Origin of the sequence: Iodobacter sp., from assembly GCF_025352645.1 — a bacterium.
GTDB lineage: Bacteria > Pseudomonadota > Gammaproteobacteria > Burkholderiales > Chitinibacteraceae > Iodobacter.
The window spans coordinates 1-15900 of sequence record NZ_JANXSO010000037.1 but is presented as its reverse complement, the minus strand read 5'-3'; the positions used below and the strand labels follow the sequence as shown (position 1 = coordinate 15900).

The 15900-nt window shown below is 44.1% G+C and carries 6 protein-coding genes and 1 pseudogene; all 7 read right to left on the bottom strand.

Annotated features, from left to right (window positions below):
* Positions 1–30: 30 nt before the first annotated feature.
* Positions 31–2184, bottom strand: coding sequence for a type I secretion system permease/ATPase (locus tag Q0R17_RS04740; RefSeq protein ID WP_293932606.1), 2154 nt, complete (start codon positions 2182–2184; stop codon positions 31–33).
* 73 nt (positions 2185–2257) lie between these two features.
* Positions 2258–12343: a calcium-binding protein gene (locus Q0R17_RS04735; protein WP_293932604.1), complete on the bottom strand. Its 10086-nt coding sequence runs from the start codon at positions 12341–12343 to the stop codon at positions 2258–2260.
* Positions 12344–12355: 12 nt separating this feature from the next.
* The gene (locus Q0R17_RS04730) at positions 12356–13141 is read right to left on the bottom strand and encodes a hypothetical protein (RefSeq protein ID WP_293932602.1); all 786 of its coding nucleotides are present in this window, start codon (positions 13139–13141) and stop codon (positions 12356–12358) included.
* Between the two features lie 188 nt (positions 13142–13329).
* Positions 13330–13734 (bottom strand): hypothetical protein, encoded by a 405-nt coding sequence (locus Q0R17_RS04725; RefSeq protein ID WP_293932601.1) that lies wholly within the window; start codon positions 13732–13734, stop codon positions 13330–13332.
* Between the two features lie 38 nt (positions 13735–13772).
* Entirely contained in the window at positions 13773–14105 is a 333-nt protein-coding gene (locus Q0R17_RS04720) for a hypothetical protein (protein ID WP_293932599.1), read from the bottom strand.
* Positions 14106–14177: 72 nt separating this feature from the next.
* The gene (locus Q0R17_RS04715; protein ID WP_293932597.1) at positions 14178–15593 is read right to left on the bottom strand and encodes an HlyD family type I secretion periplasmic adaptor subunit; all 1416 of its coding nucleotides are present in this window, start codon (positions 15591–15593) and stop codon (positions 14178–14180) included.
* Between the two features lie 173 nt (positions 15594–15766).
* A pseudogene (locus Q0R17_RS04710) lies at positions 15767–15900 on the bottom strand (IS1595 family transposase); the annotation flags it as partial.

The window sequence follows — 15900 nt, the reverse complement described above, 5'->3', positions numbered from 1 at the left end:
TAAATATCACAACTTTCAAACCAACAACACTCACCCTGCCTGCATCGCATGCAAACGAGCGTAATAACCATCCGGCTTTTGCATCAACTCCTGATGTGGCCCTTCCTCCACAATCTGTCCTCTGTCCATCGCCACAATCCGATGTGCATCCCTGACTGACGATAAACGATGGGCAATAATCAGTACCGTGCGCCCCTGGCAGATGGCTTTCATATTGTTCTGAATAATCCGCTCTGATTCATAATCCAGCGCACTGGTTGCTTCATCAAAAATCAAGATCCGAGGATTGCTGACCAAAGCTCGGGCAATGGCGACGCGTTGTTTTTGCCCGCCAGATAAGCCACTGCCATGCTCTCCAACCACGGTGTCGTAGCCCTCTGGCAACTCAACGATAAAATCGTGCGCACCAGCAAGCTTGGCGGCATGGATCACTCTATCCATGCCCATACCCGGATCAACCAAGGCGATATTGTCGCGAATGCTGCGGTTAAACAGCAGATTTTCTTGTAAGACCACGCCAATCTGGCGGCGTAGCCATGCCGGATCGGTCAGGCCTAAATCAATACCATCAATCAGCACCCGACCACGTTCTGGCACATACAGCCTTTGCAAAAGTTTGGTCAGCGTACTTTTGCCAGAGCCAGAACGCCCAACAATGCCAATTACTTCACCGGCTTTAATACTTAAATTAATGCCACGCAAGATTTCCGGGCCATCTGCACGGTAACGAAAGTGCACTTGATCGAATTCAATCTGACCAATAATGGCGGGCAATTGCGCCCGACTTTGATTAATTTCACTGCGGGTATTTAAGATATCCCCCAAGCGCTGCATCGAGATGCCCACCTGCTGAAAATCCTGCCACAGCTGCGCCAAACGCATCACTGGGCTCGCCACCCGGCCTGCCAGCATATTGAAAGCAATGAGCTGCCCAACCGTCAACTTCCCTTCAATCACCAGCTTCGCCCCCATCCACATGGTGGCCACCGTAACAATTTTTTGAATGAGGTTGACACCTTGACTGCCGATATTGGCGAGGTTGGCGACTTTAAAACCTGCAGCCACATAAGCCGCCAACTGCTGATCCCAGCGGCGAGTGACTTGCGGCTCGACGGCCATTGATTTGACTGTTTCAATCCCGCTAACCATTTCTACAAGGAAGGATTGATTTTCCGCACCACGGGCAAATTTCTCATCTAAGCGGGCTTTTAATACCGGGGTAATCAATACCGATAGGCCGATATAGCAGGGCAAAGACACCAGCACAATTAAGGTGAGCCACCAGCTGTAGTAAGCCATCACCGCCAGAAACACCACAGAGAAGAACAGATCCAGCACCGAAGTCAGCGCTTGGCCAGTCAAAAAGTTGCGGATGTTTTCCAGCTCGCGTACCCGCGCTACCGAATCTCCTACCCGCCGCGCCTGAAAGTAAGCCAAAGGCAAGGCCAGCAGATGGCGAAACAGCTTAGCGCCCAGCTCCACATCAATCCGATTGGTGGTGTGGCTAAAGACATAGGTACGCAGCCCGGTCATTCCCACTTCAAACAAAGAAATCACCAATAGGCCGATGGCAATCACATCCAAGGTTGTCACACCATGGTGCACCAGCACCTTATCCATCACCACCTGAAAAAACAGCGGCGTAGCCAAAGCCAATAGCTGTAGAAAAAACGATACCAACAACACTTCGCCGAGCAATTTTCGGTACTTCACCACGGCAGGGATAAACCATGAGAAATCAAAACGGGCCAAGTCCCCTGCTAAGCTGGCGCGGGAAGTAAACAAAATCAGCCGACCTGACCATAAAGCCTGCCACTCTTCTTTAGAGCAAGACTCGGGCCGCCCGCTTTGTGGATCATGGAATAACACGGCAGGATCGCTCTTGGCATCGACCTTGGCCAAAATCACCCAGCGGCCATCCAAGCGCTGCGCCATCGCAGGCAAAGGGGTGCGATCCAAGCGATCGAAGCGCGTATCAACCGCCTTGGCTTTTAATCCGGATTGTTTCGCCGCTCGCAATACATCGGATTCACTTAACAGGCCCGATTCACCCGCAAACTGATGCTTAATTTGTTCAGGCTCAATCGCCACCTGATGAAAACGCGCCAGCATAATCAGGCACGCCAAAGCAGAATCAAAAGCAGGTGCATCTGCAGGAGATTCAGGTGATTCTAAGAGTTTCATTGCTTTTCTACTTCAGAAAAAAAGAAGAAACCCAACCTCTTTCGAGGCTGGGCCTTTTGATTACATCAAGACATTAATGCCAGTTGGCCGCCAGCACAGGCTGCAGGGCATCCTGTTGCTGCTGATTTAATGTCATCTGGCCTGCGGCAGGCGGATTAAAGGCCGCCATGGCTGAAACCAAGGCATTGACCTGTGTATCCAGCAGCACCTTGCCATCCGACGTTTTAAATTGCTCCACGTGGTAAGCATTGCCTTTATACCAATCCTGCATCGTCAGCTTATCACCAGTACCAATGACGCTGACTTCCAGATTATTACTAACCTTACGGAACCAGAGCTGATTGCTGGCAATACCCGCCTGAAACTGTGCAACGTCGGTGTTTTTAGCCGTAGCATCATTCTCAATAATGGTATCGCCACCATCTCCACGCCCTAAAATATACGTGTCGTTGCCTGCACCACCGCTCAAGATATCCACACCTGCACCACCACTTAAGGTGTCGTTACCTTCTGCACCATTCAGTGTATTTGCACCTGCATTACCCATTAAGACGTTATTCAGTGCATTACCTGTGCCGTTGATTGCAGCAGAGCCTGTCAGCGTGAGGTTTTCCAGATTAGTACCCAGCGTCCATGCCAGCGTTGCCTGCACAGTATCAATACCTTCATTGGCATTTTCTGTAATAACATCACCACTCACATCCACTACATAGCGATCGTCACCCAGACCACCCTGCAACTTATCAGCCCCCGCACCACCATCCAGCGTGTCGTTGCCTGCCGCGCCAGTGAGCGTATTGGCGGCTGCATTACCCATCAATACATTCGCCAACTCATTCCCTGTGCCGTTAATTGCGGTAGTGCCAACTAGGGTGAGATTTTCCAGATTGCTGCCAAGAACCCAGTTCAGGCTGCTTTGTACCGTGTCTGTTCCCTCGCCTGCCAGCTCCGTGACTACATCGCCCGCGTTATCAACGATGTAAGTATCGTTGCCTAATCCCCCCACAAGGGTATCTGCAGCAGCCCCCCCATTCAGCACATCATCACCGGCCAGCCCTGTTAAGGTGTCCTTGCCAGCATCGCCCACTAAAGTATCGTTACCTTCAGTCCCAACTAATTTCAGGCCAGCAGCGGCAACCGCAGCATTAATAGCTGCAGTGGTTAAATACGGCACGCCACCACCTGGCTGCACATAATCAATAGCCCAATCACCACCAAGGAAATGATTCAGCACACGCACACTCTGCTGAGCATTGCCACCTACGGTAATCAATAAATCATCGCCCGAGCGTGAGAAACCCAGCTGATCTTTAGTGACCGTGCCGCTAAAGAACACCCCATCGAACCCGCCACCGGTGTTATCAATCACATCCTGTGATTTGCCATCAAAGACGTATTTATCATCGCCAACGCCGCCTTCAAGCCGGTCGTTACCATCCTCGCCCGAAAGCTGATCATTGCCCGCGCCACCGATCAGCACATCATCGCCCGTATTGGCCACATTGCCGTAGCCACCGGCCAGGTAATCATCGCCATCGCCGCCTTCTAAACGATCATTTCCTAAACCACCGAACAACTGATCATTGCCAGCAAAACCACGCAACAGATCCTTAGCAGCAGTGCCGGACAACTTATTATTGCCCGCATCCCCATCCACCAGCGCTTCATACCCGCCAGGAATGGATTGCGCTCCAATCATCTGAGCAATTTTCTGTGCAGAAATCATATTGCCGCCACTTGGCTGCACATAGCTAATTGCCAAATCTCCGCCAAGGAAATGCTTAAGAACGCGCACAGAAGTCGCTGCGCTTTTATCCACCATCAGCAATAAATCATCACCATCGCGGCTAAAGCTAATTCGGTCTGCACCAATACCATCGGCAAGGAAAATGCCATCGCGGCCCCCGCCAGTGTTATCAATTACATCTTGTGAAGTGCCATCGAAAACATAACTATCGTTGCCTGCACCGCCCTCCAGGCGATCATTACCATCTTCGCCATTCAAAGTATCGTTGCCAGCACCGCCCATCAACAGATCATCGCCACTATTGCCGCTGCCAAAACCACCAGAGAGGTAATCATCTCCATCGCCCCCTTCCAAGCGATCATTCCCCTCGCCGCCAAATAGCTGATCATTACCTGCCATTCCCCGGATTAAATCTTTGCCGGAATCACCCTGAAGCTGATTATTAGCGGCATCGCCATCAATAACCTGATCAAAATCAGCCGTATTTGCATTGCCACTTCCACCGTTATTACCACCGGTATTTGGTAAGAGCTTAGCAATATCTGCCGCCGACAAAGCATTCCCAGATTTAGGCTGCAGATACGCAATCGCAGCATCACCCCCATTAAAGTGATTCAGCACTCGCACACTACGGCCAGCATCGCCCACTACGCCAATCAATAAATCTTTACCATCTTGCTTAAAGCTCAGCTGATTGCGCTCTAATTCAGAAAAGAACAACCAATCAGAACCGCCACCGATGTTATCAATCACATCGTTACCCCAATTACCGGTAAAGACGTATTTATCATCGCCAGCACCAGCAATTAAGCGATCATCGCCTTCACCACCAGCCAGCTGATCCTTGCCTATGCCGCCTTCAAGCCGGTCATTGCCAAGGCCACCATCCAGATAATCATCGCCTTCATCACCGCGCAGCGTGTCATTACCCGCTAGGCCAAACAAAGAATCATTACCCGCAGCACCCGTGATTAAATCGACTTGAGCTGTGCCAGATAAATTGTCATTGCCACCCGTGCCATTCAGAGTATTAGTACTACCGCCACCGCCGCCCCAGAGCTTGGCAATATCCACCGCAGACAAAGCGTAACCAGACTTAGGCTGTACATAAGCAATGGCCGCATCACCACCATTAAAGTGATTCAATACCCGCACACTGCGGCTGGCATCCCCTATTACGCCAATCAACAGATCTTTACCATCTTGCTTAAAGCTCAGCTGGTTGCGCTCTAATTCAGAAAAGAACAACCAATCAGAGCCGCCACCGGCGTTATCAAGAACGTCATTTCCCCAGTTGCCGGTAAAGACGTATTTATCATCGCCAGCACCAGCCAGCAATAAATCATCGCCTTCACCGCCACTGAGCTGATCTTTACCAATGCCCCCTTCTAATTTATCGTTACCTGCGCCACCATCCAGATAATCATCGCCTTCGCCACCTTGCAGTAGGTCATTTCCTGCAAAAGCAAATAATTGATCATTACCAGCAAAACCACGCATCAATTCATTGGCCTCGCTGCCAATTAATTTATTAGTTTCTTCATCGCCTTCAATTAGATCATCGAACCCAAGCAGTGCGTTAACTTTGTTATTAATTACAGGGACATCCCATATTGAACCATCTGCGAACTTTATTTGCTCAATAGGAAATGAAGCCGTATTTTCAAAATAATTCATTACCTTCAAAGAGGCAGCAAAGCCTTTAATAGATAAAATAAGTGTATTACCATCCCGCTTCAAAGTAATATCACTGGTAAGAACTCCTTCGCCCAACCGTATAATATCAACCCCTTCGGTAAGGTCTAAAACATTAATTGTGTCATTACCAGAATACTGATCAAATAGGTATGTATCATCACCACGACCACCATTCAAAACATCATTACCGCTACCGCCATCGAGAACATCATCACCATCGCCCCCAACCAGCAGATCATTGTCCTCATTTCCATATAAACTATCGTTACCATTATCCCCATATAAAAGATCATCACCCCCGCCTCCAAAAAGAATATCAAGCCCATCCCCACCATAAAGCGTATCTGTCCCCTCGCCCCCGCTCAGCCGATCATTGCCTTCCCCCCCCAAAAGAAGGTCCTGACCATTATCACCCTCAAGGGTATCTTGCCCCACACCCCCATCTAAGACGTCATTTCCTTCATAGCCACCCAGCATGTCATCGCCATCCAAACCCAATAATTTGTCAGCCAAAGCAGTGCCGTACAGCACATCATTGCCATTACTTCCAAGCATTACCTTGGATTGAATCACCGATGTATCCCACACTAAACCATCAGCAAATATAATTTGCGTCGACTTATTGTAAAAATAGTCTTTTATAAGCAAGCTATCTGTCGTATCAATCACCGAGAGTAATAATGAATAGCCAACACGCTTTAATACTATATCGCTGTTTAATAAATCTTCTGCTAGTTTAATAGCAGCAGTAGATCCAATATGACTTCCCTTAACATTAATCGTATCGTTGCCAGCCCCTCTTCCAAAAAGATACGTATCAAAACCCACACCTCCATCAAGGGCATCATTTCCCGCCCCCCCATCTAAAACATCATTACCAGCGCCCCCTTCTAAATCATCGTTCCCTATACCTCCGCTTAAAACATCATTACCATAACCTCCGATAAGAATATCATTGCCAATCCCGCCATTAATAATATTATCAACATACGAAGATGATTTATCTATTTTAACATCAGGAGAGGGGATAGGAATTCTTCCATCAACCTCAACAAAACCCCATATTGTTCCATTATAAAATTCAATATTAGCAATGCCAACGTTCATGCCATTCTTTACTTTAAAATAATCATTAACAATTAATGAATCGTCACTACCATCAAATGAAATATATAAATTCCCATATTCTTTTTTAAAAACAACATCCTCAGGAACAATGCCAATACCAAAAACAATTCGATCAGCTTTGCTGCCTATTGCATCATTATCTTCATTCTGTATGACGTCACGCCCAAATCCTTTCGCAAACAGATAGGTATCAGCGCCGTCCCCCCCATCCATAAGATCCACACTGTATGCATTATTATTTCCACCATCCAATACATCATCACCACCATCACCATAAAGTCGATCATGCCCGTCACCACCCTCTAGATAATCATCTCCCATTCCACCATGAAGCAAGTCATCATCTTCACCACCATAAAGACGATCACTCCCCTCACCCCCCTCTAGCTGATCATCCCCCGTCCCACCATCAAGTAGGTCATCACCATCCTCCCCATACAAACGATCTAAGCCATTCCCCCCCAAAAGTACATCATTTCCACCAGCCCCATATATATCATCACGTCCATCACCACCATTAATCAAATCATTAGCTGCATCAAGAAGTAAAAAGTCATCCTCACTAGAAGGTAAACGCACTTTGGCAGCAACAATACTAAGATCTAATACATCACCATCAGCAAACTGTATAAAGCATGGAGTCACATCCGAGGTGCCATCTGTATAAAAATATTTTTCGATAACTAGTACATCATCGGAAGCATTTATTTTCAACTGAAGGTCATTCCAGTTGCGACGGAATGTGACATCTTCTTTCTTAATTCCCTCCCCAAATAAAACAACATCCCCATTACGTTCATGAACTTCATTCCTAATATCAGAAGCACCGATACGATCCTGCCCCGCTCCTCTACCAAATAAATAGATATCCTTACCAGCCCCCCCAAATAGCCGATCATTGCCTGCACCACCATCTAAAGTATCATTACCCTCTCCACCAACTAAATAATCATTTCCTTCCCCTCCATTTAGTGTGTCATCTCCTGCATCAGCAGATATATCATCATCTCCTTCGCCACCAGAGAGGTAATCATCTCCCTCATTCCCCCTTAAAGAATCCTTCCCATCACCACCATTTAAAATATCATTCCCATCACCACCATTTAAAATATCATCCCCATCACCACCATCTAAAATATCATCGCCTCCCACCCCAGCAATAAGATCATCCCCTCCCTGACCATTTATAGTGTCGTTTGAATCATATCCAATTAGGACATCACGCTCGGCAGTCCCCAATAAAGCTTGGGCTTTAATGTACTCACCATCCAACTCTATTCCATCAGCAAGCTTAAAAACCATTTTGCTATAATCATATCGGAACAAGTCAAAATAGCCGTTGATACATAACTGATCGTTAGTCCCTTTTAAGTTCAGAATAAGATCTGAATTTATTCGACTTATAATCAAATCCGAAGTAATAATTCCGGCGCCAAATTGAATAGTATTATCGTTACCTGAACTATCTGAACCATCATATGAATCTAAAACAGAGTCGACCCCATAGCCCCTACCAAAAAAATAAACATCATTTCCAGCACCCCCAGCTAATTTATCATTGCCAGCACCACCATCCAGAATATCATTACCACCATTTCCACTTAAAGAATCATTTCCATCACCGCCATAAATTAAATCATCACTGGAATAACCAATTAAAATATCGCCTTCAATTGTAGGCTCGATTGCCTTCTCATTAATAGCGGACATATTCCAATATGTACCATTCGAAAATTTAATTGACCTCATTGCATGATCTGTAGTGTGATTATTGCTAAACGCCCAATCTATCACCAACTGATCATCAGTGCCTTTAATATAAATTATCAATGATTGATTAAATTCACCATAGCGTCTCAAAATTAAGTCAGAGCCAACAATGCCCTCGCCTAGTTGTATACTATCAACTGCCCCCATATCCATACTATTGGACGACATAGTAATGATGTCTTTCCCACTTCCTCTACCAAAAAAATAGATATCTGCACCAGAACCACCATTCAGTGAATCATTTCCACTACCACCACTTAAAACATCATCCCCATCACCCCCATATAACTCATCGTTCCCTGCGCCACCCACTATAAAATCATCCCCCTCTTTACCAAATAACTGATCACTATCATTACCGCCAAAAACAAAATCCGACCTACTACTACCTTGCCAAACCCCATCAACTTTATGCATTCCTGATAATGAAATTACTTCCGTTACTACAGAGCTATACTCAGGGCTGTTTAGATAAGAATCTAATAAATGTAAACCATCAAACCCTGTAAACATGAGTGTTTTTGATGCATATTTATTTATCTCGATCAAATTTATTAAGGCTTGTTTTGGGCTTTCCTTCATTTGTTTCTCAAATAAACTATATATTCCTGAGCAATCAAAGTTAATAGTGCCTAGCTCGCTGTTAGTTTTCACAGCAATGAGATCAAGATAAGGCTTTAAATTTGTTTGAAGGGCCAGCACTGAATAAACGGAATCTTTGAGATCAGAATAAGACTGATTCAAAAGATTTATTTGCTCTTGGCTATAATTAACAATCAAGGTAGGGATTTGTGGAGCGCTAGCCGCACTACTTCCGCCGCCACCGCCACCGCCACCGCCAGATAATGCAGCTCCACTTGGTATAATAGGATCAGTAGTTTTTCTTTCATTAGGAAAAGTCATAAAATAGCGGCCATTAAATGCCTCTAAAATATGCATCTTCTGATTCCAATACTGAATTGTTTCAGAAAAACGTAATGAATCTTGAGCGCTAGTAGAGCCCACAGGTTTTTTAATATCACCAAATGCTTGATAATCAAAATAATAGCTACTCTTCGGTAATGCAAATGCTTGAGAATCAGAACTATAGCTAATCTTCGCTCTTTCCTCTAATGATTTAGCCATTCCAGAGGTATCAGCCCAAGCTGCAAGCATTTTATCGATCAGAGTGAAGCGATCTTCACCTGTATTTGTACTGCTATATTGTGAAAGCAATGATTTTAATAAATCAGACTGACTAGCCGCCTCCCTCAAATCACGGACCTTTCCTGATCCAGCCATTTCTGGCAGTGCTTTAATTTCATCAGAAATAGTAAGATGATCAGTAAATTCACGATGAAACGTGTCTTCTGCTAAATCAATATCTGCCATATCGCCAACCTCACCCAATACCGCAGTTTGGCCATCCGTGCGTGTATAGCTACCTAGATCTGCAAGGCGATTCCCATTTTCTAATATCAAACTATGGCTTTTTTCCTTGGTATTAAAGCTAGCAATACCCACTTGCTCCAGCGTAAGCAGCTCACCACTATCCGTGAGGCCATTGCCATTGATATCGCGCCACACTCTGAGCGATGCAAATGCGGCATCATTGATATCCACCTTGCCATCTTTATTACTATCCAAATCTGCCAGCGCATCAAAGCCATTTTTTGCCAAACTACCATCTTGCTTGTGCGTCGCATCCCCGAATAATTCGCTGCCATTATCAATGACATTATTGCCATTTAAATCACGCACCAAAAAGCCATCATCGGGTTTCACCCAGCCCGATTGCGTTTTTAAGCCGTCACCATCATGGTCAAACAGTACTCCGTCCTTTGTTCCTACCGTTTCCAAACCATCTCGATCTAGATCAAGCGTCAGCGGATCACGGCGCGGCTGCCAGCGCATTGCACCCGTAAATCCTCCAGAAACAGATGGATCAACACCACCACCGAAGGGGCCACCAGAACCAGGCGGCGGCGGGGAAGACGAAGGGCCATCCTCCTCAGCAATTAACGTAAGCCCTAAAACATTCAAGCTTCCATCCTTACCAATTTGCGAGCTATCTTTAATGGTTATGGTGCCTGCGGCCCCACGTACTAAAAAAGTATCTGGGGCAGTGCGCACCCATGTAAATGCGCCATCAGCGCTACGCCACACATCTTTTACCCCAGGAACCGGCAGCCCACCAACCAAGCGTGTTTTTTGGGCACCAAGATAGATCTCACTGTCTTTGCCGGTTTCAATAATCGTATCGCCAGCCCCTGCGTAATAAATATCTTTGCCACTACCGCCAATTAAAGTGTCTTTTCCATAGCCACCATCTAGCATATCACTGCCATCATTCCCTTCTATGTAATCATCGCCTTTTCCTCCAATAAGATTATCGTTGCCACCTAGACCATATAGATGGTCATTATTTGATCCACCCGTTATTTTGTCGCCCTGCTGATCATCATGGCCAAAAATGGCTAATGGATTAATTACCCCAGGTGCTAATAATTGCTGCCCAGTTGCTAGATCAGTAAAGGAGAATGTTTTAGAAATAGGTGCATTTTGTTTGTGCAATGCATTAAAAATAATGCCTTCCAACATTACTGAACGATCTGCAATATACTGTTCAGTATATTTACCTTCATTCGTATTGGATTGATACAGCGATAAATCACGACCATCATAATTAGGCAAATCCAAACTAAATGCACTCAGGTTAACCAAAGCATTCAAATATTTTTTATCACTACTCGCTAAAGCAGCTAATTGATTAGCTTTTTTATCACCCAACCACTCAATTCCAAGACTACGTTGTTTTTCTCCCGTGATATTAGCGTAGCTAAAAAATTGCTTTAAATTACTTTGATAGTTTTTTTCATCAATAGGCGTTTTTAATGTTTCACCACTATAAGTTTGCTTTAGCATAGTCAAAGCCACTGGCAACCCTAGATCCATTAAAACACGAACAATCGGCCCCAATGGAGTGGCATTCATTATATTTTGGATAAAGGGCAAATAAACACCACTACTAGATGCAATTTGATACTGTGAACGTAGATCTGCCGGTACTTTCACAAATGGAGCAAACAGTGGATTAGACAATTTTGCTAAAAACTCAACAAAAGAACCTGCTCCCGTCATTGTTGATGATTTAAGTGCTTTGTCATATGAATCAATAGCAAATAATATATTTTTAAAATCATCAAGTGTATTAAAACTTTCTTGATCCTTTGAATCACCCGCACCAACCAAGCGCCATGTTTCATAAGGAGAGCTGCCCCCCAATAAGGTAAAGCCAATCGTACCGGACCACGCACTATTGTGAGATACCGCAGTATCTTTTTTTCCTAAGCTTGAGAATAGATTTTCACCAATTGATGAGGCATCTGCTGATGCAATCGAATCAATACTCGGGCAGTACCAAGGAAATGTTGGTTCATTTTTAAGATTGTGAATCAAATTAAATGCCACACCATTGGATGCCAATTGCATTTTGCTATCATCAATTGGCACGCCTCGTAACTCGCCCTGCCGCTTGGTATAATCTCGAATAAATGTCGATTGCGCCCCATTTCCGCCATTGGCCAAAATAGCAACATTAGTCCACAATGCCGCACTGGCTAAATCTTTACTTTCTTCAGTGGTTAAAGAACGCCCATCTTCCGTCGCTCCCGTTTTTAATCGTCCTTCAAGTGTATCTGCCAATGCCGTATAAAATGGCACATAATTCCCAGCACTCGAAGCTTTTTTAGGGGAAGCTTGATCGGCAGAAGAGGCCGCAATCGCCGCCAGCAACCGTGATTGCTCTGCAGTTGAAAAGCGATAATGATAAGACATAATTAATTTCCTTTAATTTTGATACGCGTTTCGCAAAAGTATTGCTAATTGCTTAAACATTTCAACATCCACATCAATATGCGGCTTCCCTTCGTTACGTATGGAAAGAAAGTTAATAGAGATATCAGGGTAAAACAATCCTCTTCCATAGCAACGATCACCTGGACCTACTAAATTAAACTTCTCAAGTTGTGCAATCGTAGTTAAATCACCACCTTCTTCTTTTGATGGAACATTGCAATAATAATTTACGAAGTATTTTTTCTCACTTACATCTGTAATATAAAACTGAAGCACTTCGTACTCAAAGCTCAGCTTGCAATCATCATCACTAAAATAAGCCACTCCTTTTTCTGGAATTAACAAACGCGGCTTACATTTTATTTCTTTTTTTTCAAAATCAATTAACTTTGGCACGTTTTGCATAAAACGTACCAACATTACTGCACTCGGAGAAGAATTAACTAAACCTCCTCCAATCTCTTTTATAGGGTCATCAATTTTATACCATGGCGATAACTCCCCATTAATCAAAGAAATATTCATTTCCACTTCTTCCACCTTACAATCCGCCGTAAAACGCAGCTTATGGATATACGCAGTCGGTAACGCCATTTTTCTTTCGTTATCTGTAGTAAATTTACTTAAATTATTTCTATCATTCATTACCTCGCTATAACAATTCCTAGTTGCTTTATTTTCGTTTATATTCGTCTCCCTTTTCTGACAAGCGACACTTAACAATAAAACACTAATAGAAAAAATAACTATCATTATTTTTAATAAAGAATTGACCATAGAAAATACACCATTATGCTTTTAATTATTTAACAACCCACTAATAGGCTATGTTAATGGGCCCCCATTAAATTTACCTCTCCCGTGCACTTTCTGAAACATGTGCGATAAGCGGCGATAAGAAATACTCAATTACCCTACGTTGCCATTTTTTAAACACGACAATGATAAGACATAATTAATTTCCTTTAATTTTGATACGCGTTTCGCAAAAGTATTGCTAATTGTTTAAACATTTCAACATCCACATCAATATGTGGCTTTCCTTTATTTCTAATTATAAGAAAATTAATAGATATATCAGGGTAAAACAATCCTCTTCCATAACAACCATTATCTGCACCTACTAAATTAAATTTCTCAAGTTGTGCAATAGTCGTTAACTCTCCCCCCTCTTTATCAGATGGGGTATCACAGTAAAAACTTACATAGTAATTATTGCCATCTAAAACGGAAATCTGTGGAAGTGCATTACTATAATTTTTACAATCATTTCGGCTAAAATACGCTATTCCTTTTTCTGGGATTAATATACGTGGCTCACATTTTATTGATACTTTTTCAAGCGCAACTGACCAAGGTAAATCCTCCATAAAACGTACCAACATCGTTGCATTTGGAGAGGATTCAACTACCCCCCTCCAATCTCTTTTATAGGGTCATCAATTTTATACCATGGCGATAACTCCCCATTAATCAAAGCAATATTCATTTCTATCTCTTCCACTGTACAGTCTGCTGTAAAATACATCCTCTGAATATACGCAGTAGGCAGTGCAATTTTTCTTCCATTAACAGTGACAAATTTACTTAAATTATTTCTATCATTCATTACCTCGCTATAACAATCCCTAATTGGTTTTTTTTCGTTTATATTCGTCTCTCTTTTCTGACAAGCGACACTTAACAATAAAATATTAATAGAAAGAATAACTATCATTATTTTCAATAAAAAATTGTTCATAGAAAATACACCTTATGATTTTAATTATTAAACAACCCACTAATAGGCTATGTTAATGGGCCCCCATTAAATTTACCTCTCCCGTGTACTTTCCGAAACATGCGCCATTAGTGGCGATAAGAAATACTCAATAATTCTGCGCTGCCCCGTTTTAATTTCTACCGTTACCGCCATCCCCGGTGCTAGCTTTAGCCATTTACCGTCGATATTCATTTTATTTTTGTGTAATTTAATTCTGGCCTGATAAATCAATCCTAATTTTTCATCAGGCACGGCATCAAAAGAGACGTTTCTCACTAATCCTTCAATTAGGCCGTATTTGGTGTAATTAAAGGTTTCAATTTTAATAGCGGCGGCCTGCCCGGCATTGACAAAGCCAATGTCTTTGTTTTCCAGTACCACTTCGGCCTCTACGGCTTCATCTTTTGGCACGATCACCAACAGGGCTTGCGCGGGGGTGACTACGCCGCCTACGGTGTGTACGGCCAGTTGCTGCACGATTCCGGCGACGGGCGCGGTTAGGCGGGTTTGTTTTTGTAATTGCCCAGTTTTAACCACGTCTTGGGTAAACGAGCGGGCTTGCTCGCTGGCTTGGGTGAGCAGATCGTGTTGGGTGCGGCGAAACTCTGCCTGAATGGCGATTCTTTGCTGGGCATTGCCGCGAATAGCCGCGTCTAGCTCTGATTTTTTATGCTGCTGGTTGGCTAAATCTTGCTCGGCCTCTATTCTGGCCTGCTGTTTCTCTAGCACGCCGTGTTTGGAAACAAAATTTTGCAGGGCTAAATCCTGAAAATCTTTTTCGCGCTGCTTAATAATCGGTAAGGTTTGCTCAAACTTAGCGATCTGATCTTGCACCCCAGCCCGCTCGGCCTGCTTGCGTGAAGTATCACTATCTAGGGTAGATAGCTTGGCTTGCAATTCCTGCCACTGACTAAGGGCTAAACGGCTGGCTTGCAAAGATTGCAGCTCCTTACCCGCCGCCACATGATTAACAACAGGCAATTGCCCGCTATCTAAAGCGGCGAGCAAGGCTTTGGCGCGCAGCGCGTTTAATTCTGCATCGTGCAGATTGGTTTGCTGCTTGGTGTTTTCTGCGCCAGAAACGGTGGCATCCAGCTCGATCAACAGCTGCCCCGCCTGCACGGTTTGCCCGTCTTGCACATGAATCGATTTCACCACCCCAGCCTCTAAGGGCTGAATGGTCTTGCTGCGATCAGACACAATCAATCTGCCAGGTGCCACGGCCACAATATCAATCTTGCCAAGGCAGGCCCATGCAAGCGCAATCAGAATGAAAGCGAGCAAAGCCCAAAGGGTGATGCGGGCGGCGGGGTGAGGGGGATTTTCTTGCAGCTCTAGTGCGGCGGGTAAAAAGGCAAGCTCGTCAGCGCTTTTAGGGGGTAGATCTTGCTGCTTGCGGATTTGCCACGCTGCAGCAAAAATTTGTCGGTACTTCGTAAGTAATTCGCCGACAACTTGATATTTCATCTTTACTTCACTACATGCATTTCAAAAGCATATAGTAAGTATTTAAAATAAAATGGTCAATTTAAAACAAACAAAAACAAAGACTAAAATCAATAAATTTGAAAACAAAACAAGTAATTTGAAAGTAATAGGTAATTATAAGTAATGCAATACCCAAACAAAACAATACCTGATTATGTCTCTTGCTCAGTTAATCTCCCACGCGGGCAAGGCTTAGCTATGAGTAATGCATGTAGCATTCGTGGAATTAGGGCGCACAAATCAAAACGCCGATTAAATCGATACTGCATTTCTGCCAAATAGCGAC

Bases quoted from the DNA above. Each gene is read 5' to 3' on its own strand.
- Q0R17_RS04740 (WP_293932606.1), bottom strand. From the start codon at position 2,184: ATGAAACTCTTAGAATCACCTGAATCTCCTGCAGATGCACCTGCTTTT.
- Q0R17_RS04735 (WP_293932604.1), bottom strand. From the start codon at position 12,343: ATGTCTTATCATTATCGCTTTTCAACTGCAGAGCAATCACGGTTGCTG.
- Q0R17_RS04730 (WP_293932602.1), bottom strand. From the start codon at position 13,141: ATGGTCAATTCTTTATTAAAAATAATGATAGTTATTTTTTCTATTAGT.
- Q0R17_RS04725 (WP_293932601.1), bottom strand. From the start codon at position 13,734: ATGGAGGATTTACCTTGGTCAGTTGCGCTTGAAAAAGTATCAATAAAA.
- Q0R17_RS04720 (WP_293932599.1), bottom strand. From the start codon at position 14,105: ATGAACAATTTTTTATTGAAAATAATGATAGTTATTCTTTCTATTAAT.
- Q0R17_RS04715 (WP_293932597.1), bottom strand. From the start codon at position 15,593: ATGAAATATCAAGTTGTCGGCGAATTACTTACGAAGTACCGACAAATT.